General features: G+C 68.9%; 22 protein-coding genes and 1 pseudogene. 14 read left to right on the forward strand and 9 right to left on the reverse strand.

Features of this window, described 5'->3' with window-relative positions; genetic code table 11:
- A pseudogene (locus tag SSOG_RS55870) lies at positions 1–158 on the reverse strand (ribosome small subunit-dependent GTPase A); the annotation flags it as partial.
- A 245-nt stretch (positions 159–403) separates the two neighbouring features.
- Here SSOG_RS55870 and SSOG_RS11110 point away from each other — a divergent pair.
- Positions 404–883 carry a MarR family winged helix-turn-helix transcriptional regulator gene (locus tag SSOG_RS11110; protein WP_009714316.1) on the forward strand — a complete coding sequence of 160 codons (480 nt, stop codon included), beginning with the start codon at positions 404–406 and terminating at the stop codon, positions 881–883.
- A 21-nt stretch (positions 884–904) separates the two neighbouring features.
- Here SSOG_RS11110 and SSOG_RS11115 read toward each other — a convergent pair whose 3' ends face one another.
- The 6 genes from SSOG_RS11115 to SSOG_RS11135 form a co-directional block, all read right to left on the reverse strand.
- A complete protein-coding gene (locus SSOG_RS11115) occupies positions 905–1,888 on the reverse strand; it encodes a HEAT repeat domain-containing protein (protein ID WP_009714317.1) in 984 nt (327 codons plus the stop codon).
- Between the two features lie 305 nt (positions 1,889–2,193).
- Positions 2,194–2,895 (reverse strand): class I SAM-dependent DNA methyltransferase, encoded by a 702-nt coding sequence (locus SSOG_RS11120; protein ID WP_009714318.1) that lies wholly within the window; start codon positions 2,893–2,895, stop codon positions 2,194–2,196.
- 95 nt (positions 2,896–2,990) lie between these two features.
- Positions 2,991–3,470 carry a hypothetical protein gene (locus SSOG_RS52310; RefSeq protein WP_154685921.1) on the reverse strand — a complete coding sequence of 160 codons (480 nt, stop codon included), beginning with the start codon at positions 3,468–3,470 and terminating at the stop codon, positions 2,991–2,993.
- A gap of 76 nt (positions 3,471–3,546) precedes the next feature.
- On the reverse strand, positions 3,547–5,445 hold the full coding sequence (locus SSOG_RS11125) for an alpha/beta hydrolase (protein ID WP_009714319.1): 1,899 nt from the start codon (positions 5,443–5,445) through the stop codon (positions 3,547–3,549).
- 9 nt (positions 5,446–5,454) lie between these two features.
- Positions 5,455–5,919, reverse strand: a complete 465-nt coding sequence (locus SSOG_RS11130; protein WP_039937209.1) for a hypothetical protein — start codon at positions 5,917–5,919, stop codon at positions 5,455–5,457.
- A 113-nt stretch (positions 5,920–6,032) separates the two neighbouring features.
- Positions 6,033–7,289, reverse strand: a complete 1,257-nt coding sequence (locus tag SSOG_RS11135; RefSeq protein WP_050800299.1) for a YihY/virulence factor BrkB family protein — start codon at positions 7,287–7,289, stop codon at positions 6,033–6,035.
- Positions 7,290–7,581: 292 nt separating this feature from the next.
- Here SSOG_RS11135 and SSOG_RS11140 point away from each other — a divergent pair, with 292 nt between their 5' ends.
- The 12 genes from SSOG_RS11140 to SSOG_RS11185 all read left to right on the forward strand — a co-directional run bounded on the left by SSOG_RS11140 (position 7,582) and on the right by SSOG_RS11185 (position 17,990).
- Positions 7,582–8,115, forward strand: a complete 534-nt coding sequence (locus tag SSOG_RS11140) for a GNAT family N-acetyltransferase (protein ID WP_039937210.1) — start codon at positions 7,582–7,584, stop codon at positions 8,113–8,115.
- A gap of 92 nt (positions 8,116–8,207) precedes the next feature.
- Positions 8,208–8,291: a putative leader peptide gene (locus SSOG_RS58405; protein ID WP_313879519.1), complete on the forward strand. Its 84-nt coding sequence runs from the start codon at positions 8,208–8,210 to the stop codon at positions 8,289–8,291.
- A 214-nt stretch (positions 8,292–8,505) separates the two neighbouring features.
- Entirely contained in the window at positions 8,506–10,200 is a 1,695-nt protein-coding gene (locus tag SSOG_RS11145; RefSeq protein ID WP_009714323.1) for a nitrite/sulfite reductase, read from the forward strand.
- Between the two features lie 115 nt (positions 10,201–10,315).
- On the forward strand, positions 10,316–10,501 hold the full coding sequence (locus tag SSOG_RS48305) for a hypothetical protein (protein WP_009714324.1): 186 nt from the start codon (positions 10,316–10,318) through the stop codon (positions 10,499–10,501).
- The gene (locus SSOG_RS11150; RefSeq protein ID WP_009714325.1) at positions 10,498–11,199 is read left to right on the forward strand and encodes a phosphoadenylyl-sulfate reductase; all 702 of its coding nucleotides are present in this window, start codon (positions 10,498–10,500) and stop codon (positions 11,197–11,199) included. Before SSOG_RS48305 ends, SSOG_RS11150 begins: the two co-directional genes overlap by 4 nt.
- Positions 11,199–11,771, forward strand: a complete 573-nt coding sequence (cysC, locus tag SSOG_RS11155; RefSeq protein ID WP_009714326.1) for an adenylyl-sulfate kinase — start codon at positions 11,199–11,201, stop codon at positions 11,769–11,771. Before SSOG_RS11150 ends, cysC begins: the two co-directional genes overlap by 1 nt.
- Positions 11,768–12,718, forward strand: coding sequence for a sulfate adenylyltransferase subunit CysD (cysD, locus tag SSOG_RS11160; protein ID WP_009714327.1), 951 nt, complete (start codon positions 11,768–11,770; stop codon positions 12,716–12,718). The genes cysC and cysD overlap by 4 nt, the downstream gene beginning before the upstream one ends.
- 2 nt (positions 12,719–12,720) lie before the next feature.
- Positions 12,721–14,094, forward strand: coding sequence for a sulfate adenylyltransferase subunit 1 (locus tag SSOG_RS11165; protein WP_208867346.1), 1,374 nt, complete (start codon positions 12,721–12,723; stop codon positions 14,092–14,094).
- Between the two features lie 209 nt (positions 14,095–14,303).
- Complete coding sequence (locus tag SSOG_RS11170) at positions 14,304–15,440, forward strand: aliphatic sulfonate ABC transporter substrate-binding protein (protein ID WP_009714329.1); 1,137 nt, start codon at positions 14,304–14,306, stop codon at positions 15,438–15,440.
- Positions 15,441–15,495: 55 nt separating this feature from the next.
- The gene (locus SSOG_RS11175; RefSeq protein WP_086015785.1) at positions 15,496–16,290 is read left to right on the forward strand and encodes an ABC transporter ATP-binding protein; all 795 of its coding nucleotides are present in this window, start codon (positions 15,496–15,498) and stop codon (positions 16,288–16,290) included.
- Entirely contained in the window at positions 16,277–17,200 is a 924-nt protein-coding gene (locus tag SSOG_RS11180; protein ID WP_009714331.1) for an ABC transporter permease, read from the forward strand. Before SSOG_RS11175 ends, SSOG_RS11180 begins: the two co-directional genes overlap by 14 nt.
- A 37-nt stretch (positions 17,201–17,237) precedes the next feature.
- On the forward strand, positions 17,238–17,990 hold the full coding sequence (locus SSOG_RS11185; RefSeq protein WP_009714332.1) for a sirohydrochlorin chelatase: 753 nt from the start codon (positions 17,238–17,240) through the stop codon (positions 17,988–17,990).
- A 134-nt stretch (positions 17,991–18,124) separates the two neighbouring features.
- On the opposite strand, the gene SSOG_RS11190 is transcribed toward SSOG_RS11185, so the two are convergent.
- A complete protein-coding gene (locus tag SSOG_RS11190) occupies positions 18,125–18,490 on the reverse strand; it encodes a hypothetical protein (protein WP_009714334.1) in 366 nt (121 codons plus the stop codon).
- A gap of 10 nt (positions 18,491–18,500) precedes the next feature.
- On the opposite strand from SSOG_RS11190, the gene SSOG_RS11195 reads away from it, so the two are divergent.
- Positions 18,501–18,692, forward strand: a complete 192-nt coding sequence (locus SSOG_RS11195; RefSeq protein WP_245606275.1) for a DUF397 domain-containing protein — start codon at positions 18,501–18,503, stop codon at positions 18,690–18,692.
- Positions 18,693–19,012: 320 nt separating this feature from the next.
- Here SSOG_RS11195 and SSOG_RS11200 read toward each other — a convergent pair.
- The coding region (locus tag SSOG_RS11200; protein WP_050799841.1) for a tetratricopeptide repeat protein at positions 19,013–21,823 on the reverse strand (2,811 nt) is incomplete at its 5' end.

The following is a 21,823-nucleotide window of genomic DNA, read 5'->3' on the forward strand; positions in this document are numbered from 1 at the left end:
GTGCCGTCGGGCGTCACCACATCGCACTGGCCACGGTCCACCCGCACCACGCGCCCGGGGATCAGCCCCTGTCGCGCGTACGGACCGAACGCGGCCGCCCACTCCTCGTCCCAGCCGTAAGGGACGAGGGCGTCGGAAAAAGCATTGCTCAAGCTCAAGGGAAAACCCTTCGAAGGGCGGTCCCCGGCGCGCTACAGAATCTGCGGAATCGTCAGCCGGAGACCACGGGGATGGGATTGATGCACTTCGAGACGCGGGCGGAGCAGCCCGGAACCGTGACCGTCATCAATGTCCTCACCTCCCGTTTTCCTCGCTCTCGGCGGATGCGACGCCACCATATCCCCGGCCGGGGACGCGGCTCCACCGGTTTTTCGCGCGCGCGGAACGCATAAGCTGAGACCCCATGCATGACGACGACCTGCTCGCGGAGCTGCTCCCCCGGCTGACCCAGCTCAGCAACGTGCTGAACCGCGGCCGCATGTACGAGCAGGCCGCCGCGGCCGCCGGGATCTCGCTGGAGCGCCCGGCGATGGCGGTGCTCGGCGTCCTCAAGACGGCGGGCAAACCGCTGCGCATCGGCGAGATCGCCGATCGCATGCAGGTCGCGGGCCCGCACGCCACCCGCCAGGTCCAGGGCCTCGAACAGCGCGGGCTGGTCCACCGCATCGCCGACCCCGACGACCAGCGCGCCCGGCTGATCGACCTCACCCCGGAGGGCACGTCGACCGCCGACCGCTACATGCGCACGGTCCTCGGCTGGTTCACCGGCGCCCTCGCCCACTGGCCCGACGAGGACCGCCGGGACCTCGGCCGCCTGCTCGGCCGCATGGTCGACGACCTCACGGCCCATCTGAAGGCCCTCGACGGCCCCGGCCTTCCCTGACACGGCACTCGCGACGCGGCACTAGCGGTCGACAGCGGCGAGATCGAGGAGCTGATGCATCAGCCGCTCCGGTCCGCCTTCGGGGTCGAAGAGCGCCGCATACCGCAGCCAGGGGTTCGGATCATCGGCGAACCGGGCGAGGCCGGGCCGGGCGAAGTTGCGGCGGTAGACCAACTGGCCCGAACTCAGTCCCTGCCAGTCGACGAACATTTCCACGAGCAGCTCATGCGGGGCATGGTCGTTCTCGCACAGCATCAACTTGACGAAGTAGTCGTCATCGGCGGCCAGCCGCTCGATCACGTCGGCAGGCAGCTCCGGCGCGCACGTGACTCCCCGGCGCAGCAGGACGTGGGAGGACGCGGCTGTCTCCCGCAGCGCGTCCGGGTCGCCGAAGCGTTCCCGGACCCAGGCCGGCACCGGGTGGCGGCCCTCGGGCACCGTGTAGTCGATCGCCGCGCGCTGTCCCTCGGTGAGGTCCCCGCGCAGGGAAACGGCGAACCGGACGGAGGCATCGGGATCGGCGGCGAGTGGGAGTGCGAGCGCGGTGGGCACGTGCGGATTGCAGGCGGCCCCACGGCGTATCCCGCTGTCCTCATGTGCCACGAGGAGTTGGGCCGGCGCGGCGTCGACGGGAGCCGCGTACGCGGCGTCGCGGCGTCGGCTGTCGTCCTCTTCGGTGAGGAAGTCCTCGACCGTCGTGGGCAGCGGCCTTTCGACGCGGGTGGCGCGTCCGACTGCCTCCCGCACTCGGGGATCGGGGTCGGCCTCGGCGGCGGCCCGGACCTCCGGCCGCAGCCGGGCCCAGCTCCGTGGACCGATGGCGATGGACCGGACGCGCGGGTCGGGGTCCTGGGCCAGCGAAAGCAGCGTTTCGTCCGGCAGGCCGGGGAGTGCGGTGGCCCAGTACCGCAGCCGCGCATCGGGGTGGGTGGCGAGCCGGACCGTGACCTCCGTCGGCAGCTCGACGCCCAACTCGCAGGCCATCACGACAGCGACGCGGCGCACCCCCGGGTCCGGATCGTCAGCCAGTACGGCGCGCGCTTCGGGGGTCAGGTACGGATTCTCGGCGAGGGTCTTGCGGACCTCGGGGTCGCGGGTCCGGTGCCGCGCTGTTCACCGCGAGCCCCACGATCCACTCCGTGTGCAGGCACTGATGGTCCGTGTCTCCCATGGAGCGATCCTCGCAGCACTCCCGCCGATCGAGGCGCACCATTCAGGACACCCTCCACAGGGCGGCGGGAGACTTTCGGGCGCGGGCGGCTGCCGACCGCGGTTGTCCGGGGCCTTGTGAAGACGCCCACGCCGTCCAGTCAGACCTTCTTCCGCCACACCATCGCGACGGACACCGGGTGGTGGCGGAAACGCTCCCACTTCGGCTTCACGGACAGCCACCGCTCGTCCACCACGCCCTCCCGCATCTCGGCGAGTGTCCAGCCCGCGCCCAGCCCCGCCGTGATGTGGTCGCTGAGCAGATGGACATGGGTGCTGATGGCGACCGACTCGCCCGTGCCGCTGGTGAAGTGGGTCGGCATGCCCGTGGTCATGATGAAGTGCGGGTGGAACGCCACCACCACACAGGCCGCGCCGGGCTCGGCGAGCCGCCACGCCTCGTCGTAGAACGGCCGCAGCTCGGGCAGGTGTTCGTCGATGAGCGACGCGATGACCAGGTCGTACGCGCCCGTGTCGAGACCGGTCGCGCGGACGTCGCCCTCGATGAGGCGGTCGTGGACGCCACGGGCGCGGGCGCGGTCGAGCATTTCGGGGGTGAGGTCGACGCCGTCGATCGCGGGCACCCCGTTGCGGCGCAGCCAGGTGGCGGTGCGGCCGGTGCCGCAGCCGAGGTCGGCGGCGCGGCGGACGGAGGTCCAACGGGGGTCGGTGAGTTCGTCGAGGAGGGCGAGGTCCATGACGTCCTCGACGGTCTGCTCGTAGGTCTCGACCCACTGTCCGTAGCCGGTGGCGACGTCCACCGTGCGGTATCCGCGGGTGTCGAAGTCGGAGAAGTGAACCATGCGCCGAAGTATCGGCGACCGCCGGGACGGGGCGCGACGGGTTTTACGCCGCAGCCCCTCCCACGAGGACGGCCCGCAGCGCGGGGTGGGGTGCCTCAGTAGTCATTGGGGTCGACACCCTTGGGAGATCGATAGGTGGGGGACCCGACAGAGAACAGGATCCTCTCGCTCTTGGGCCCAACTACGTGTCCGTCTATTTTTTCGGAACTCTTGACCCAAAGCTCCACAGACAACGAGTATCCATCCTTCTTACGCACGGCCTCCATTTCTTGCTGTCGAGCCGCTGAACTTGCACGCCCGAAATGAGTGATCCGCCACCCTTTCTTCGGAAGTTCTTCACGCAAGCGGTAAAATCCGCGCGTCAACTCCTGCGAAGAAAGGCGGGAGATGGACCAGACATGCTGGGTCGCATAATCTCCGCCCCCCTCATCGGAGGCCATGACCGCAGGCCCGGCCGGCGTTACTTTTCCCTGAAGTCGGACCATGTCGAACAGGTCACTGGACAGCTTACCGGCGAGCTTCTTGGCCTCCGTCGGATGCATTTCCTTCGGCGGCGAACCACCCGAGTCAGTCACAGCACTGCACCCCATAACGGAGACGAAGGCCACCACTGCGGGTAGCCCCCATCGACACCATCGCACATTCCGCACCTCAATCACCCCAATTTTGAGGTTCCCGCCAATACGGCAGCATGAGCGAACCACCGTCCCGCGGCTTCAGCCTCACCATGTCATATTCCCCCACGATCACTCTTCCCTGATGCTCAATACTGAGACTCGGTTTATCCTTCTTGTCGTCATAGTCCCAGTAGCCACTATGCCCCTCAGTGTCAGTTGTCATCTGATTGGCCCCGAATATCGGGTCGCTTGGGTCGATTCTGGACAACCCTGCTCCATGAGAGAAGCGACCGAAGCCGTTCACCAAATCATCGCCTTCGGCATGCTCATTCCAGACATGCCCCTTGCCCACATCCAGGTCCGCAGCATTGTCCACCCGGGCCCCAGGACTGCCAGCGAACACGACATCGTCCACACCGAGATCGCCCCTTTGAGCCGCGGCACCAATGACCGTGGTCCCGTACGAATGCGCAACCGCCGTGACATGACTGTCGGAACCGGATTTATTGGCTACATTGAGGCCATCGATGAACTGGCCATACTCATCCGCGGCATTGTCCGCGTATGTGTGACTGTTGGCGTCCGGAAAGACTTCCGGCGGCGCATCGTAACCTATCCAAGTAATGGTTGACACATTCTGATCAGTCATGCCTTGAGACGTCTTCCACAAATTCACCCCGCGATTGATGTCCCCATTACTATTGCTGAGCGACGCCCCGGTACCAGGCGTGTAAACGGCGACGTGGTCCGCGTCATCAGGATTTCCGTTGGCGAGGATGGCCCGCCCCCGCCCTTCCGCACTGAAGCCCATCAGATAGGCTTCCGGCAAGCCATCCTCTCCGGTTCTGTCAAAACGGTTCTGAATGGCGTCCATGCCCTTCAGCGGTTCAGCAATCTCAGACCTTTCCTTGGCCCACGCCTTCCAAGCCAACGTGACCTGCTTTTCACCCTGGACCGGAACCTGCCCCGCGTTGTCCCATTTTTGCTCGTACTTCGCAGGCTCCTCCCTGTCGAGTTTTTCCAGTTTCAAATTGAATTCCGCGCGGGTTTCGGCGAGCGCAGTCCGGTTCGCTTCGTCACGCACGGCGGCCGGCAAGCCGTCAAGCTTGCCGAGCCCTGCCGGATGGAGGGCGATGTAAGCGTCCCGCTCGTCGTTGGACAGACCCTTCCACCACGCGGCGTTCTCTGCCGGACTGCCGCCCTTCGGAGGTGCCTTGGTACCGTCCAGGTAATCCTTCGCACCGCGTCGGACACCTCCCATATCCTTCTTCGCATCGACCCAGTCCTCATGGGCAACGACCAGATCGTCGTCAGCTTTCAACTTGCGCAGCTGAGGGGCCCACTTCTCATCGGCCTGTGTGGCCTGGTGGACGGCTTGGGCGATGCGATTGGCGATGGCCAACGCACGACCGTAGTTGGGATTGTCGTGGTGGTTCGACGCCTGGCGCTCAAGAGCCCTGGCGATGTCGCTCGCGTCCGCAGAAGGGTCGATCGGGTCGCGGTCACGTGTGGGGTCCCCAGTGGCACTGCCCTTGACCGCACCGCCTTCGGGAACCTTGCCGTCGACCTTGTCCCCGGCCGCCGGGTAGCTCACCGAGCCGTCGGAGCGCACTGTGAAGTGCTGAGCAGCGGCATCTTCCACAGCGGCGTCAAGCTTGTGCTTGGCTGCCCGCAGTTCGTAGGCCACAGAGTTGAGGGCCGTGGCGATGAGCGCGCACTCGACCTGGGTGTACTGGAAGTTTGCGGCCAGGTTGCGAAGCTGCACTACAGCCTCATCAACGGCGTCACCCTTGAGCGATTTCCGCATGCCTGCGGTCACCTGCTGCTCAATGTCATCCTTGGCCTGACTTGCCATGTCACCAAGGACCCGATAGCCACGCGCGGCGTCCTCGAACTCGGAGGGCTTGAGGGATTTGAGAGTCGAGTAATCCATTGGTCCGCGTCACCGGTCCCGGCTCTCGCCACCGACGGGTTTCGTGTCTTTGTGCAGGTTGTCCAATTGGCTAAACTCGCGCTCGATGGCCGCGTCGTTCTTGTAGTGATGGTCCCCGGCCTTCTCCAGCCGGTCTTGGAAGGTTCCGCACTTCCCGCTCACGCCCTTCAGGTAACGCTTCCAGGAACGGTAAATCTCCCGCTGGGCTACCGCACACTCGATACCGCCGCCGGTCTCGCTGCCCAGGCCCAAACCGTTCTGCTCCTCCTCCAACTTCGTCAGCGCGGTCCTGATGTTCCCCCGAAGCTTGCCGACTCCTTCGCCCGCTGCCGTCCAAGCGCTCTTGCTGGACCGCACGCCGCCCGATCCTCCTTGCCCCCAGTTGGGCTTGCTGCCGGCACTCGCGAGGCTCATCCCGGTCTCACCGGATGCCGCGCGCTTCATCTGCGCCCACTCCGCCTCGAACGTGGACATGCGCTCCCCATCCCCCTCGCACCGCTCGCTCAACGGTGACGTGCAAAAGGATCAGCGTAGGGAGCTGGGAAGGTACCTTCATGAGTACTCGTACTCATGCATCCCAGACCGCGTTACTGCGGTGGGGTGCTGGTCTGGGCTGGGTCTTCGGCGGGGCCTTCGGCTGTGGCGCCGTCCGCTGCGGACAGGTCCTCCGGGGGGTGCGGCTTCGTCGGGGATTTCTGTTCGGCGGGGCGCTCGGGGGTCTGTTCCGGCTCGGGGGGCGCGTGGCGGTCGCGTTTGGCGTGGAGCCGACTCCGTATGTCCGCGTGGGGCAGGAACTGGGCCCATCGCTCGGGGAACTCCGACGGCGGGGTGCTCTCGGCCGACCCGTCGTCGGCCGTGCGCTGCTCACGGGCGCGCCCCAGGGCCGCCTGTTCCCGGGTCCAGGCCTCCCGCTGGGCGCGGCCCGCGGCGGTGGCCACCGAGGGCCAGACCCGGTCGATGGCGGCGTTGACGGCCGCGCCGACGAGCACCGCGAAGGCGGACACACCGATCCACAGCAGGACGGCCACGGGCGCCGCGAGCGATCCGTAGATCGTCGGGCCCTCCACGGTGTGGATGAGGTATATCCGCAGCAGGAAGCTGCCGAGCACCCACATGGTGAGCGCCACCAGCGCCCCCGGGATGTCCTCCCGCCACGCCGAGCGCACCGGCACCGACACGTGGTACAGCGTGGTGAGGAAGGCGACGGACAGCAGGATCACGGTGGGCCAGTACAGGACCCGTACGAGGGTCGCGCTGGACGGCACGAAGTCCACCACGGTCTCCGGGCCGATGACCATCAGCGGCAGCGCCACCGCCCCGATGACGAGAGCCACCAGGTAGAGGAGGAAGGCGAGCAGCCGGGTCCGGACGATGCCGCGGCGCCCCTCCAGCCCGTACATGATGGTGATGGTGTCCACGAACACGTTCACCGCGCGGGAGCCGGACCACAGCGCGATGCCGAAGCCGAGCGAGATGACGTCGGGGCGGCCGCCCTCTATGACGTCGTCCAGGAGCGGCCGGGCGATCTCCTTGACGCCCTTGTCGGAGAGCACGGTGCCCGAGGCGTCGAGGATGTTCTGCCGGATGGTGGCCACCGTGTCGGTGTCGGTCCAGGCGTCGAAGTAGCCGAGCAGCCCGATCAGGCCGAGCAGCAGCGGCGGCAGCGACAGCAGGGTGAAGAAGGCGGCCTCGGCGGCGAGGCCGGTGACCCGGTACTCCATGCACGAGTTGACGGTGTCCTTCAACAGCAGCCAGGCCATCCTGCGCTTGGACACGTTGCGGTACAGGGCGCGGGCCTTGTTCAGCCGCCCGGACGGCTTGGAGATGTCTTCTGCTGGCTGCACGCCCCAACCGTATCCGGCGCCCTTCGTCGTGACGGACACGTCGTCCCTGTACAACGGCCGGAACGCGTCGGAACGCGTCGGTACGCGTCGGCGGAGGGGACGCCGCGCCGACTCGGCACCGCCCTCCGCCCGCTGCGGACACTGTCCGCGCCCGGTGCGCCGGGCAGCAAAGGTTGCGTCGCGTTGCACCTCACGTCGATCAGCCGCTGAGCGGTACCCGTCAGACGAGGGCCGGTACCTGTCAGGCCAGGGTCGGTACCTGTCACGGCCCGATCCATGGTTGTCTTTCCCCATGGCCATCGACGTGACCACCTGGTCCCTGGAGCAGACCTCGTCCACGGACCTCAGCCCGGCGCGGGAGCCCGCGGCCGAGGCGGGGGTGCGGATCGTCCGCGCCGAGGTGCCGAGCCCCGAGTTCAGCCGCTTCCTCTATACGGCCGTCGGAGCGGACAACGACTGGACCGACCGGCTGGAGTGGTCGCACCAGCGGTGGCTGGAGTTCCTGGACCGGCCCGGGATGGAGACGTGGGTCGCGTACGAGCGCGGCACCCCGGCCGGGTACATCGAGCTGGACCCGCAGGACGCGGGTGTGGTGGAGATCTCGTACTTCGGGCTGCTGCCCGCCTTCCGGGGCCGCCGCATCGGCGGCCACCTGCTGAGCTCGGGCACCGCGCGGGCCTGGGACCTGGCCGATCGCGAGCCCGGCCGGCCGCCGACCAAGCGGGTGTGGGTGCACACGTGCAGCAAGGACGGGCCGTACGCGCTCGACAACTACCGCCGCCGGGGCTTCCGGGTCTTCGACGTCAAGACCGAGACGGAAGGGTGACCAACCCCACATCGTCTTACAGAACGAGACAGAGACGTCCGGATTGTGGACAAAGGTGGACTCGCCGAAGAGCGGCGTGCCACGCTTCCCTCATGTCTCGAGCTGGAATTGCCTTGGTGAGTCGACGCCACGTCGACCTCGGCCGCATGTCCAGCGCCATCTGTCCGGCGAGCTGAGGCACTCAGCAGGGCCCGTACCGGCCCCCGGACCACCCCTCCGCACTTCTCGCCGCCCCCGATGACGTGGGCGAGCGCGCACGCCTCGACACCCTCATCGCCCACCGCACCGGTATCCGCCGCAGCGCCGTGCCCGTCTGCGCCCCTGCGCAGGTCAGAGCGTGCGCGCGAGAGCATCCGCCGCACCGAGCCGCTCAGAAGGACACACACCGCCATGCCCGCCACACCGGAACGCGCAGCAGCCACGCCCCGCCGTAAGGCCGGACGCCATCGCGGCGAAGGCCAGTGGGCCGCGGGTCACTTCACCCCGCTCAACGGCAACGAGCAGACCAAGAAGGACGACGACGGTCTCAATGTGCGGACACGCATTGAGACGATCTACGCCCACCGTGGTTTCGACTCCATCGACGGTGCCGACCTGCGCGGCCGGATGCGCTGGTGGGGTCTGTACACCCAGCGCAAGCCCGGGATCGACGGCGGCAAGACCGCGGTCCTGGAGCCGGAGGAGCTGGACGACGAGCACTTCATGATGCGGGTCCGGATCGACGGCGGGCGGCTGACCACCGAGCAGCTGCGGGTCGTCGGCGAGATCTCGGAGGAGTTCGCGCGCGGCACCGCCGACATCACCGACCGGCAGAACGTCCAGTACCACTGGATCCGGATCGAGGACGTCCCCGAGATCTGGAAGCGGCTGGAAGCGGTCGGCCTGTCGACCACCGAGGCGTGCGGTGACACCCCCCGCGTGATCATCGGCTCCCCGGTGGCCGGGATCGCCGAGGACGAGATCATCGACGGCACCCCCGCCATCGAGGAGATCCACCGCCGCTACATCGGCAGCAAGGAGTTCTCCAACCTGCCGCGCAAGTTCAAGACCGCGGTCTCCGGCTCCCCGGTGCTCGACGTCGTGCACGAGATCAACGACGTCGCGTTCGTCGGTGTGCGCCACCCCGAGCACGGCCCCGGCTTCGACCTGTGGGTCGGCGGCGGGCTGTCCACCAACCCCAAGATCGGCGTCCGGCTCGGCGCCTGGGTGCCGCTGGAGGACGTCCCCGAGGTGTGGGCCGGGGTCGTCGGGATCTTCCGCGACTACGGCTACCGGCGGCTGCGTACCCGCGCCCGGCTGAAGTTCCTGGTCGCCGACTGGGGCCCGGAAAAGTTCCGCCAGGTGCTGGAGGACGAGTACCTGGGGCGCCCGCTGACCGACGGCCCGGCGCCCGCCGATCCCGTCCAGCAGTGGCGCGACCACATCGGCGTCCACCGCCAGCAGGACGGCCGCTTCTATGTCGGCTTCGCCCCGCGCGTCGGCCGGGTGGACGGCACGACCCTCACCAAGATCGCCGACTTGGCCGAGGCCCATGGCTCCGGGCGGCTGACCACCACCGTCGAGCAGAAGATGATCGTGCTCGATGTGACCGAGGACCAGGTCGAATCGCTGGTCTCCGGGCTGGAGGCACTGGACCTCCAGGTCAAGCCGTCCCCGTTCCGGCGCGGCACGATGGCCTGCACCGGCATCGAGTTCTGCAAGCTCGCGATCGTCGAGACCAAGGCGCGCGGCTCCTGGCTCATCGACGAGCTGGAGCGGCGGCTGCCCGAGTTCGACGAGCCGCTCACCATCAACCTCAACGGCTGCCCGAACGCCTGCGCCCGTATCCAGGTCGCGGACATCGGTCTCAAGGGCCAGCTCGTCATGGACGACAACGGCGAACAGGTCGAGGGCTACCAGGTGCACCTGGGCGGCGCGCTCGGCCTGGACCCGGGCTTCGGCCGCAAGGTGCGCGGTCTGAAGGTCACCGCCGCCGAACTCCCCGACTACGTCGAGCGCGTGCTGCGCCGCTTCCAGGAGGAGCGCGAGGACGGCGAGCGGTTCGCCACCTGGGCGGGGCGTGCCAGTGAGGACGCCCTCAAATGAGCGTGCCTCGGCGCGCTGCGCTGGCTGGACTGAGGAGCCGCGCAGCGACGAAGGAGCGAGCAGTGACGAGGGAAGCCAGCGCGTGGAAGCGCGCCGAGGCTGAGCGGGAGGCACCGTGAGCGAGCGTGCCGCGCCGTTCTACTGCCCGTACTGCGGGGACGAGGACCTGCGGCCCTCCGAGGAGGGTCACGGGTCCTGGGAATGCGCGTCCTGCAATCGGGCGTTCCGTCTGGCGTTCCTCGGGCTGCTGGCCAAGGGCCTGCGGCGCGACCGAGCCGGAGAAGGGGACACATCGATATGACCCAGCTTCAGCAGCACACCGATCTCGAAGCGCTCGCCACGCAGGCGGGCCGCGACCTCGAGGACGCCCCGGCGCTCGACATCCTGCGCTGGGCGGCCGACACGTTCGGGCCGCGGTTCTGCGTCACCTCCTCGATGGAGGACGCGGTGGTGGCCCATCTCGCCTCCCGGGTGTTCCCCGGTGTCGACGTGGTGTTCCTCGACACCGGCTACCACTTCCCGGAGACCATCGGCACCCGTGACGCGGTGGCGGCCGTGATGGACGTCAACGTCATCACCCTCACCCCGCGCCAGACGGTGGCCGAGCAGGACGCCGAGCACGGGCCGAAGCTGCACGACCGCAACCCCGACCTGTGCTGCGCGCTGCGGAAGGTACAGCCGCTCGAGGAAGGGTTGAAGGAGTACGACGCGTGGGCCACCGGGCTGCGCCGCGACGAATCCCCGACCCGTGCCAACACCCCGGTCGTGAGCTGGGACAACAGGCGGCAGAAGGTGAAGATATCGCCCATAGCGCGCTGGACGCAGGCGGACGTGGACGCGTACGTAGCAGAACAGGGCGTGCTGACCAACCCCCTGCTCATGGACGGATATCCTTCCGTCGGCTGCGCGCCCTGCACCCGTCGGGTGCTGGAGGGCGAGGACGCCCGGTCGGGCCGCTGGGCGGGGAGCAACAAGACGGAATGCGGACTGCACGGCTGATGGCTGTCGACCAGGAGAACGAGATGAGCGCGGCGATACACACCGGGGCCACCGTGTGGCTGACCGGTCTGCCGAGCGCCGGAAAGACGACGATCGCGTACGCGCTCGCGGAGCGGCTGCGCAGCGAGGGCCACCGGGTGGAGGTGCTGGACGGCGACGAGATACGCGAGTTCCTCTCCGCCGGGCTCGGCTTCTCGCGCGAGGACCGGCACACCAATGTGCAGCGCATCGGCTTCGTGGCCGAGCTGCTGGCCTCCAACGGGGTCAAGGTGCTGGTGCCGGTGATCGCGCCGTTCGCGGACAGCCGCGAGGCGGTGCGCAAGCGCCACCAGACCGAGGGCACCGCGTATCTGGAGGTGCACGTCGCGACGCCGGTCGAGGTGTGCTCCGAGCGCGACGTCAAGGGGCTGTACGCGAAGCAGGCGGCAGGCGAGATCAAGGGGCTGACCGGGGTCGACGACCCGTACGAGGCCCCCGCCGACCCGGATCTGCGGATCGAGACCCATGAGCAGGGCGTCCTGGAATCGGCGACGGCACTTCGCGCGCTTCTGAGCGAGAGGGGACTGGCATGACGACCCTGACTCCCGTCAATGGGACCGGGACCGACCCGGACGAGGGCGACCTCTACGCGCTCTCGCACCTGGACGCGCTGGAGTCCGAGGCGGTGCACATCTTCCGCGAGGTGGCGGGCGAGTTCGAGCGGCCGGTGATCCTGTTCTCCGGCGGCAAGGACTCCATCGTCATGCTGCACCTGGCACTCAAGGCGTTCGCGCCCGCGCCGGTGCCGTTCTCGCTGCTGCACGTGGACACCGGGCACAACTTCCCCGAGGTCATCGACTACCGGGACCGCACCGTCGCCGAGCACGGGCTGCGCCTGCACGTGGCGTCCGTGCAGGAGTTCATCGACGACGGGCGGCTGCGGGAGCGCCCGGACGGCACCCGCAACCCGCTCCAGACCGTGCCGCTGCTGGACGCCATCGAGAAGAACCGCTTCGACGCGGTGTTCGGTGGCGGCCGCCGGGACGAGGAGAAGGCGCGCGCCAAGGAGCGGGTGTTCTCACTGCGCGACGAGTTCGGCGGCTGGGACCCGCGCCGTCAGCGCCCCGAGCTGTGGCAGCTGTACAACGGCCGGCACTCCGCCGGTGAGCACGTCCGCGTGTTCCCGCTGTCCAACTGGACCGAGCTGGACGTGTGGCAGTACATCGAGCGCGAGAAGATCGAGCTTCCGCAGATCTACTACGCGCACGAGCGCGAGGTGTTCCGGCGCAGCGGCATGTGGCTGGCCCCCGGTGAGTGGGGCGGTCCCAGGGGCGACGAGACGGTGGAGCGGCGCCAGGTGCGCTACCGCACGGTGGGCGACATGTCCTGCACCGGTGCCGTCGAGTCGGACGCGGTCACGATCGAGCAGGTCATCGACGAGATCGCGGCATCCCGCCTGACCGAGCGGGGTGCGACGCGCGCCGACGACAAGCTGTCGGAGGCCGCCATGGAGGACCGGAAGCGCGAGGGGTACTTCTAGTCATGACGAGCAATCTCAGTGCCGAGGAACAGGCCGTGGTGACCGCGGTGGAGCAGTCCGCGGCCTCATCCCAGCTGCGCTTCGCGACCGCCGGTTCGGTGGACGACGGCAAGTCGACCCTGGTCGGGCGGCTGCTGCACGACTCCAAGTCGGTGCTGGCCGACCAGCTGGAGGCGGTCGAGCACGCGTCGCGCAGCCGTGGCCAGGAGGCCCCGGACCTGGCGCTGCTGACGGACGGGCTGCGGGCGGAGCGCGAGCAGGGCATCACCATCGATGTCGCGTACCGCTACTTCGCCACCCCGCGGCGGCGGTTCATCCTCGCCGACACCCCGGGCCATGTGCAGTACACCCGCAACATGGTCACCGGCGCCTCCACCGCGGAGCTGGCGGTGGTCCTGGTGGACGCGCGCAACGGTGTGGTGGAGCAGACCCGGCGGCATGCCGCGGTCGCCGCCCTGCTGCGGGTCCCGCACGTGGTCCTGGCCGTCAACAAGATGGACCTGGTGGACTACGCGGAGCCGGTGTTCGCCGCGATAGCCGAGGAGTTCACCACGTACGCGGCCTCGCTGGGCGTCCCCGAGATCACCGCGATCCCGATCTCGGCGCTGGCCGGGGACAACGTGGTGACCGCGTCCGCGAACATGAGCTGGTACGGCGGGCCGACCGTGCTGGAGCACCTGGAGACGGTGCCGGTGGGCATCGACCCGTCGCAGGACCCGGCGCGCTTCCCGGTGCAGGTCGTGATCCGTCCGCAGAGTGCCGAGCACCCCGACTACCGCGGCTACGCGGGCCAGGTGGCCTCCGGTGTGCTGCGGGTCGGGGACGAGGTGACGGTGCTGCCGTCCGGCCGTACGAGCACCATCACCGGGATCGACGTGCTGGGCCAGTCCGCCGACCAGGCCTGGGCCCCGCAGTCGGTGACGATCGAGCTCGCCGACGACCTCGACATCTCGCGCGGCGATGTGCTCGCCCCGAGCGCGTACGCGCCCACGCCCACCCAGGACGTCGAGGCGACCGTGTGCCATCTGCACGACCGGCCGCTGAAGGTCGGGGACCGGGTGCTGCTCAAGCACACCACCCGGACGGTGAAGGCGATCGTCAAGGACATCCCGGACCGGCTCACGCTCGCCGACCTGTCCCACCACCCCGCGCCGGGCGAGCTGGCCGCCAACGACATCGGCCGCGTCGTCCTGCGGACGTCGGAGCCGCTGGCGCTGGACGCGTACGCCGCCTCCCGCCGTACCGGGTCCTTCCTGCTGATCGACCCGGCGGACGGCACGACGCTGACCGCGGGCATGGCGGGCGACTCGTTCGCCGAGCAGGCGTCGGGCGCGGACGGCGCCGACGCCGCCGACGACGACGGGTGGGATTTCTGACCATGGCCGGTGAGGTGTTCTCGACGTTCGCGAAGGAGGGCGGCCGCGTAGGCAGCGGCGCCCTGGGCAGTGGTCAGGGCGGAGTCGGGCGATGTGTGCGCTGAACCGCACCTTCCCCGCTCCCCCGTCCCACTCCCTACGAAGATCGTCTGAACTGCCGGGCGTCCCCTGACATCGGGCCGCCCGGCCCTCCGAGAGGAACACCTTCCGTGTCGTCTGCCACTCCGCGTGCCATAGCGCCCTCGCGCCGCCGCCACACCACCCGCCTGCTGGCGGCCTCCGCCGTCCTCCCGCTCCTGATCGGCTCGCTCGGCGCCTGCGGCTACGGCTCGAAGAAGACCGACGACAAGCCGAAGGTCGCGGCGAAGGGCAAGAAGCTCGACGGCCTCGACGATGTGAAGGTCGGCTACTTCGCCAACGTCACCCACGCCACCCCGATGGTCGACCGCCAGGAAGGTCTGATCCAGAAGGAGCTGGGCGGCACGAAGGTGAAGCCGTTCATCTTCAACGCGGGCCCCTCCGAGATCGAGGCGCTCAACGCGAAGTCCATCGACATCGGCTGGATCGGCCCCTCCCCCGCCATCAACGGCTACACCAAGTCCGGCGGCCAGAACCTCAAGATCATCTCGGGTTCGACGTCCGGTGGCGTGTCGCTCGTGGTCAACCCGGACAAGATCAAGTCCGTCGATGACCTCAAGGGCAAGACCATCGCGACGCCGCAGAAGGGCAACACGCAGGACGTGGCCCTTCTCAACTACCTTGCCGAAAAGGGCTACAAGGTCGACCCGCAGACCGGCAAGGGCGATGTGAACGTCCTCCGGCAGGACAACAAGGAAATCCCGACGACCTTGAAGACGGGCGGCATCGACGGCGCGTGGGTGCCCGAGCCGACCGCGTCCAAGATCGTCTCCCAGGGCGGCAAGGAGCTGCTCGACGAGAAGAAGCTGTGGAAGGACGGCAAGTTCGTCATCACGAACATGATCGTCTCCAAGCAGTTCCTCAAGGAGCACCCGAAGGTCGTCGAGGCGGTGCTGCGCGGCTCGGTGAAGACCAACGCCTGGATCAAGTCCCACCCGGACAAGGCCGCCCAGGACATCAACGCCTCGCTGAAGCAGATCACCGGCAGCGATCTGCCCCCCAATGTGCTCGACCCGGCGTTCAAGAACATCGACGTCACCAATGACCCGCTGGCCTCCACGCTCCACGACGAGGCGCAGCACGCGGTCAAGGCAGGTCTGCTGGAGAAGCCCGTTCTCAAGGACATCTACGACCTCACGCTGCTCAACAAGGTGCTCAAGGCCCAGGGCGAGCCGACGGTCGACTCCGCCGGGCTCGGCAGCAAGTAGGGGCCCCGCCGCCTTGGATCCCGTCAGCAATCGCAGTCCTCAGGAGGTGACGGCCATGACCGCTACGCTCACCCAAAAGCCCGTCGAGAAGAATGGCACGGGTACCCATGCCGCGCGTTTCGACCACGTGTCGAAGTCGTTCGGCCGCCCCGGCGCGCAGCAGCTGGTGCTGGACGACATCACGCTCGATGTCGCACCAGGAGAGTTCGTCTGCCTCCTGGGGGCCTCGGGGTGTGGCAAGTCCACACTCCTCAACCTCGTCGCCGGTCTCGACAAGCCGACCGGCGGCAGCATCGACGTCCCGGGCGGGCGCCCCGCCCTGATGTTCCAGGAGCATGCGCTCTTCCCGTGGCTCACGGCGGGCAAGAACATCGAACTCGCGCTGCGCATGCGCGGGGTGCCGCGCGCCGAGCGGCGCGACGAGGCCGAGCGGTTGCTGGAGCTCGTACGCCTCAAGGGCGCGTACGGCAAGCGGGTGCACGAGCTGTCCGGCGGTATGCGGCAGCGGGTCGCGATGGCCCGCGCGCTGGCGCAGGACAGCCGGCTGCTGCTGATGGACGAGCCGTTCGCCGCGCTCGACGCCATCACCCGCGACGTGCTGCACGACGAGCTGACCCGCATCTGGCGCGAGACCAACCTGTCCGTCCTCTTCGTCACGCACAACGTGCGCGAGGCGGTCCGGCTCGCCCAGCGCGTGGTCCTGATGTCCTCCCGGCCCGGGCGCATCGCCCGCGAGTGGGACGTCGAGATGCCGCAGCCGCGCCGGATCGAGGACGCGGCCGTCGCCGACCTGTCCGTCGAAATCACCGAACAGCTCCGTGGGGAGATTCGCCGACATGGCCAGCACTGAGGCCCAGCAGGACGCCTCCGTAAAGACCCCGGCCGACGCCGACGCCGCCCCCGACCAGCTGGCGGGGCTCGAAGCGGGCCTGGACGCCCTGGAGACCCGGGTCAAGGACCGGGTGCCGGTCAGCCGGGTCCTGCTCGACAAGGTGCTGCCGCCGGTCGTCGCCATCGTGATCGTGCTGGCGCTCTGGCAGCTCGCCTACACCCTGGAGCTGAAGCCGCACTACCAGCTGCCCAGCCCGGTCGACGTCGGCCACTCGCTCCAGGAGAAGTGGCTGGACGGCACGTTGCTGGGCTACGTGTGGCACAGCGTGTCGCGCGGCGCGCTCGGCTTCGCCGCCTCGCTGGTCATCGGTACGCCGCTGGGCCTGCTGGTGGCGCGGGTTCGGTTCGTACGGGCGGCCATCGGCCCGATCCTGTCCGGCCTCCAGTCGCTGCCGTCGGTCGCGTGGGTGCCGGCCGCGATCATCTGGTTCGGGCTGACCGACTCCACCATCTACGCGGTGGTGCTGCTCGGCGCGGTCCCGTCCATCGCCAACGGCCTGGTTTCCGGCGTCGACCAGATCTCACCGCTGTACCTGCGCGCGGGCCGTACGCTCGGCGCGACCGGCGTCGCGGGGGTCCGGCACATCCTGCTCCCGGCCGCGCTGCCCGGCTACATCGCGGGGCTCAAGCAGGGCTGGGCCTTCTCCTGGCGCTCCCTGATGGCCGCCGAGCTGATCGCCACCTCGCCCGACCTGGGCACCGGCCTCGGCCAGCTGCTCGACCAGGCCCGAGTGGACCAGGACATGTCCCTCGTGCTCGCCGCCATCCTGCTCATCCTCGTCGTCGGCATCGGCATCGAGCTGCTGATCTTCGCCCCCATCGAGCGGCGGGTGCTGCGCAGCCGCGGCCTACTGCCGAACGCCCGCTGAACGGAACGCTGAAACGGAAGCGCTGAACGGAAGCCTCATGTCTGCCCCGACCCTCCTCCTCGTCGCCCACGGCAGCCGCGACCCTCGCCACGCGGCGACCGTCGACGCGCTGTGCGCGCGTGTGCGGTCGCTGCGGCCGGGGCTGCGCGTCGAACCGTCCTTCCTGGAGTTCAACGCACCACGGGTGGGCCAGGTCGTGGACCGGCTCGCAGCGGAGGGGGCGGACGAGGTGATCGCCCTCCCCCTCCTGCTCACCCGCGCCTTCCACGCGAAGGCCGACATCCCGGCGGTCCTGCGCGAGGCCACGGCCCGCCACCCCCGCCTGACCGTCCGCCAGGCCGACGTCCTGGGCCCCTCCCCGCTCCTCGTGGAGGCCCTGGAACACCGCCTGTACGAGGCCGGGCTGCACCCCGGCGACCGGCACCGGACCGGAGTCGTCCTGGCCTCGGCGGGCTCCACCGACCCGGAGGCGATCGCGGTGATCGCAGAAATCGCGCGGGAGTGGCGGCACACCGGCTGGTGCGCCGTGCGACCCGCGTTCGCCTCCGCTTCCCTCCCCCGCACCGAGGACGCGGTGCGCGCCCTGCGCGCCGAGGGCGTCGAGCGGGTGGCGGTGGCCCCGTACGTCATCGCCCCCGGCCGCCTCCCCGACCGCATCGCCCACGGCGCCGAGGCGGCGGGCGCGGACACCCTGGCCGACGTCCTCGGCCCGGCGCCCGAACTGGCCCGTCTGCTGCTGACGCGCTACGACGAGGCGCGGGCGGCCCGGCAGGTCCTGCTGACCGCCTGACACCGCTCCCCGTCAGTGGTTCGGTCTCGCGTGAGAGCGGGCGCGCGGCCTTTCGTGGGAGCGCGCAGGCTATCGATGCAGGCAGTCCGACATGGATCATGAGCGGGGCAGCGCGCCCCATTCCGCCTGGGGCCTCAAGCGGCCTCGGCATGGCCGAGCGCGGCGCTCCCAGACCGACTGAGCCACACCAGTCTTGCCGTCACACCATCCTCAGCACCACCGTGCGTGAACCATCGAAGAGCCCGCTCCGGCGAGTTGAGGACCATCTGTCCGGTGCCGTCGGCTGTGGTCACGTGGACGGGGCCCTCGTCGAACGCCATTCCCCACGCCGCGACGCACCCGTCTTTCAGCCCGGATCGCGCCTCGCGTTCTTGGACGACGGCGAAGACTCTGGGCGCGACGGTGGGGACGAGGTCGCAGAGTTCCTTGTCGAAGAGTGCTGTGGTGTCCGGTGTCTCCATGTGGGCCTCCGCGAGGGCAATTGTGAAGGGCGGGATCATGGAAAAACCGATGACCTGGCGGAAGTCATCGTTCTCCGGGCATGGCGAGACCAACGACTGCGTTGAACTTGCCGCAGCGGACGGTGAGATACGGCTTCGGGAGAGCGACAACCCCGGCGACATCCTCACCACCACCCCGGACCGACTCGGAACCTTCGTACGCGCTGTCAAGGCAGGCGCGCTCGACCACCTCGCACGTTAGCCGCGAGGGCCGGTGCCTATCGGGCGCGGGAAGGCGCCCGACATCACCGGACCAGGGCGTCGCGGACCTCCCGACCCCCTCGCACACGGCGCCCGCGGCGCCGACATCCTGTCCGCCGTCCTGGGCCCCACCCCGGAACTGGCCCGCCTTCTGCATCGGCACTAAGACGAGGCCCGGCAGACCGATCCGATACTGCTGAGCGCCTGACCACTCCGCCCGCCCCGCTGCCGCTACTCGTCTGCCTGCACTGCCCCGGCAAACCGGGGGAGGACGCGGGTCTGGCGTTCACGCAGCCGCGTGCGTACGGTGGCGAGCTGGGGTCAATTATGAGAATCGGGCGGCAGTAGATCCTTCCTGAGCCAGCGGCGGACTGCCTCTGCCTCCTTCTCACGCCCGAGTCTCTCGAGCAAATCTGCCTGCAGATCTAGCATCGTGTGAAAGCGCGGAGAGTATGAGGGCAGCGTCTCAACGTGGCGGCGATACAGCTCCACGGCCTCCTCCGTCGCGCGTAGCGCCCTGGGAAGTTCCCCCCTCGCCGCCAAGAGAAGCGCCAAGGCAGACAGCGAGCGCGCGAGGTCGGGTTCGTAGGCGGCCTGGTTGCCGGCCGCGAGCCGACGGTAGATCTCCACCGCATCTTCGGTGATGGTCAGGGCCTCGCCTCTCCGCCCCGCCATTGACAGCTGGACGCCGAGGTTGACCAGCGAAACGGCGAGGTCGGGTTCGTAGGCGGCTTGGTCGCCGACCGCGAGTCGACGGTAGATCTCCACCGCATCTTCGGTGATAGTCAGGGCCTCATCGCCCCGCCCCGCCATTGACAGCTGGACGCCGAGGTTGGACAGCGAGCGGGCGAGGTTGGTTTCGTAAGCAGCGGGGTTGCCGGCCGCAAGCCGGCGGTAGATCTCCACCGCATCTTCCATAGTGGTCAGGCCCTCACCGTTCCGCCCCGCTTCCGACAACCGGCCTCCGAGATTGACCAGCGAGGCGGCAAGGTCGGGTTCGTAGGCAGCGGGGTTGCCGGCCGCAAGCCGACGCCGGACCTCCACCGCATCTTCGGTGATGGTCAGGGCCTCATCGCCCCGCCCCGCAATTGACAGCTGAACGCCGAGGTTGGACAGCGAAACGGCGAGGTCAGATTCGTAGGCAGCGGGGTTGCCGGCCGCGAGCCGACGGTAAATCTCCACCGCATCTTCCATGGTGGTCAGGGCCTCGACCCTCCGCCCCGCCTCCGACAACCGGCCTCCGAGATTGACCAACGAGGCGGCGAGGTTGGTTTCATAGGCAGCGGGGTTGCCGGCCGCGAACCGGCGGTAAATCTCCACCGCATCTTCGGTGATGGTCAGGGCCTGACCTCTCCGCCCCGCCTTCGACAGCTGGACGCCGAGGTTGGACAGTGAGTCGGCGAGGTCGAGTTCGTAGGCGGCCTGGTTGCCGGCCGCGAGCCGACGGTAGATCTCCACCGCATCTTCGGTGATGGTCAGGGCCTCACCTCTCCGCCCCGCCTCCGACAGCCGGACGCCGAGGTTGACCAGCGAGGCTGCGAGGTTGGTTTCATAGGCAGCGGGGTTGCCGGCCGCGAGCCGACGGTAAATCTCCACCGCATCTTCGGTGATGGTCAGGGCCTCATCGCCCCGCCCCGCAATTGACAGCTGAACGCCGAGGTTGGACAGCGAAACGGCGAGGTCGGGTTCGTAGGCAGCGGGGTTGTCCTGCACTAGTTGTCGGTTGGTCCGGGCAAGGATGCCGATGAGCCGCAGAGCGAGGGGAGCGGTGATGCGGGACGGGTAGGGAAGTGCTTCTGTTGCCATCAGAACGGCTTGGTAGGCGAGGGAAGTGGTGTCCAGGGCCGTGTCCATGGTGTGCAGGATTTGTTCGCTGTCGGTGGTGCGGCCGACGTTGTAGTGGGCGATGGCGGCACGGGCCAGGACGGTGATGAGTTGGGCCTGCTGTCCGGGTGCTGCCGCATCGAATAGGGCGGACAGCAGGATGTTGCCTTCGGCGAGAGTGCGGGAGGCGTGGTACTCGGCGACGCGGTCGGGTTGGAGGGAGCCCCAGTAGCGGTCGCCGTCGGCCGGATACAGGGAGGCAAGCCAGTTGGCGGCGGGAGCCGTCTGGTGGGCGGGCAGGCCGGGCAGGGGCGTGATGACGTGCAGGGCCTCGTCCTTCGTGGCGGCTCCGCACAGGGCGGCCACGGCCACGGCGGCGCCCAGGGTGGGGGCAGGCAGGTCGAGTCTGTAGGCGGGCGATTTTGCGCTGGCCTCCCAGAAGCGGTCCTCGTGTTTGAGGAGAGTGCCCTCCGGTGGTGTGCCGGGGGCCGCATCGACGGGCCGGGGTCCGTGCTGCAGGAGGCCGACCAGAGCGGTCATCTGCAACGTGAGGACGTTGTCGTAGCGGTGGTCGTGCAGATCTGCGGGGGGCCGCAGCGCGGCAGCCAGGGATTCCCAGTCATGCGCGGGCAGGGTGGGGAGCAGCGGGAGCAGGCGGGCGAGGTCCTGGCTTGCGCGGTGGAAAGCGTGGCGGCGGTCCCTGGTGGACCGGCTGGTGGGGATGAGCGGGGCGAGCGGAACGACCGAGGCTTCTTCGAGCAGGTCCCGTACAGCGGGGACGGCCTGGAGTGAGCCGGTGCGCCATTGACCGTCGGAGCGAGCCAGGAGCAGCACGCGCACGCGGTGGCGCGAGCGGTGCAGGTGGGTGATGAGGCGACGAAGCAGGCGGGGGCGGGTCTCGGCGTAGTCGACGACCAGGAGCAGGGGCAGGGATGTGGTCAGGGTGGTGAAGTCGGGCGGGGCGGGGTCGTCGGTAAGGTCGGAGCGCAGGTGCCCGGTGACCCAGCCGCGCCAGCCGAGGGTGTCGGTGAGGCGGCGGGCGAGGCGGGTCTTGCCCTGTCCTCCGGGACCGGTCAGCACACGCAGCTGGATGGCGGGCGGGCCGTGCTCGCACCATGCTGTCAGGTCGGTGAGTTCGGTGTCGCGGCCGTGGAAGGCGACGGCTTCGGCGTCGGCGCGCAGGAGGGCGGCGGGAGAGCGGAGGTTGCGGTCGACGGCGGCGGGGGCGAGCAGGGCGGCGGGTTCGACCGGTTCCAGGACGGGCTCCCACCTTTCGGTGTGCTCGGTGATCAGGGCGCGGAAGGCGTC

This window comes from Streptomyces himastatinicus ATCC 53653 (genome assembly GCF_000158915.1).
Taxonomy (GTDB): Bacteria; Actinomycetota; Actinomycetes; order Streptomycetales; family Streptomycetaceae; genus Streptomyces; species Streptomyces himastatinicus.

Bases quoted from the DNA above. Each gene is read 5' to 3' on its own strand.
- SSOG_RS11140 (WP_039937210.1), top strand. From the start codon at position 7,582: ATGGCCATCGACGTGACCACCTGGTCCCTGGAGCAGACCTCGTCCACG.
- SSOG_RS11180 (WP_009714331.1), top strand. From the start codon at position 16,277: ATGGCCAGCACTGAGGCCCAGCAGGACGCCTCCGTAAAGACCCCGGCC.
- cysC (WP_009714326.1), top strand. From the start codon at position 11,199: ATGGCTGTCGACCAGGAGAACGAGATGAGCGCGGCGATACACACCGGG.
- SSOG_RS11175 (WP_086015785.1), top strand. From the start codon at position 15,496: ATGACCGCTACGCTCACCCAAAAGCCCGTCGAGAAGAATGGCACGGGT.
- SSOG_RS11185 (WP_009714332.1), top strand. From the start codon at position 17,238: ATGTCTGCCCCGACCCTCCTCCTCGTCGCCCACGGCAGCCGCGACCCT.
- SSOG_RS11110 (WP_009714316.1), top strand. From the start codon at position 404: ATGCATGACGACGACCTGCTCGCGGAGCTGCTCCCCCGGCTGACCCAG.
- SSOG_RS11150 (WP_009714325.1), top strand. From the start codon at position 10,498: ATGACCCAGCTTCAGCAGCACACCGATCTCGAAGCGCTCGCCACGCAG.
- SSOG_RS11190 (WP_009714334.1), bottom strand. From the start codon at position 18,490: ATGATCCCGCCCTTCACAATTGCCCTCGCGGAGGCCCACATGGAGACA.
- cysD (WP_009714327.1), top strand. From the start codon at position 11,768: ATGACGACCCTGACTCCCGTCAATGGGACCGGGACCGACCCGGACGAG.
- SSOG_RS11120 (WP_009714318.1), bottom strand. From the start codon at position 2,895: ATGGTTCACTTCTCCGACTTCGACACCCGCGGATACCGCACGGTGGAC.
- SSOG_RS11130 (WP_039937209.1), bottom strand. From the start codon at position 5,919: ATGTCCACGTTCGAGGCGGAGTGGGCGCAGATGAAGCGCGCGGCATCC.
- SSOG_RS11145 (WP_009714323.1), top strand. From the start codon at position 8,506: ATGCCCGCCACACCGGAACGCGCAGCAGCCACGCCCCGCCGTAAGGCC.
- SSOG_RS11195 (WP_245606275.1), top strand. From the start codon at position 18,501: ATGACCTGGCGGAAGTCATCGTTCTCCGGGCATGGCGAGACCAACGAC.
- SSOG_RS58405 (WP_313879519.1), top strand. From the start codon at position 8,208: ATGTCTCGAGCTGGAATTGCCTTGGTGAGTCGACGCCACGTCGACCTC.
- SSOG_RS11125 (WP_009714319.1), bottom strand. From the start codon at position 5,445: ATGGATTACTCGACTCTCAAATCCCTCAAGCCCTCCGAGTTCGAGGAC.
- SSOG_RS11165 (WP_208867346.1), top strand. From the start codon at position 12,721: ATGACGAGCAATCTCAGTGCCGAGGAACAGGCCGTGGTGACCGCGGTG.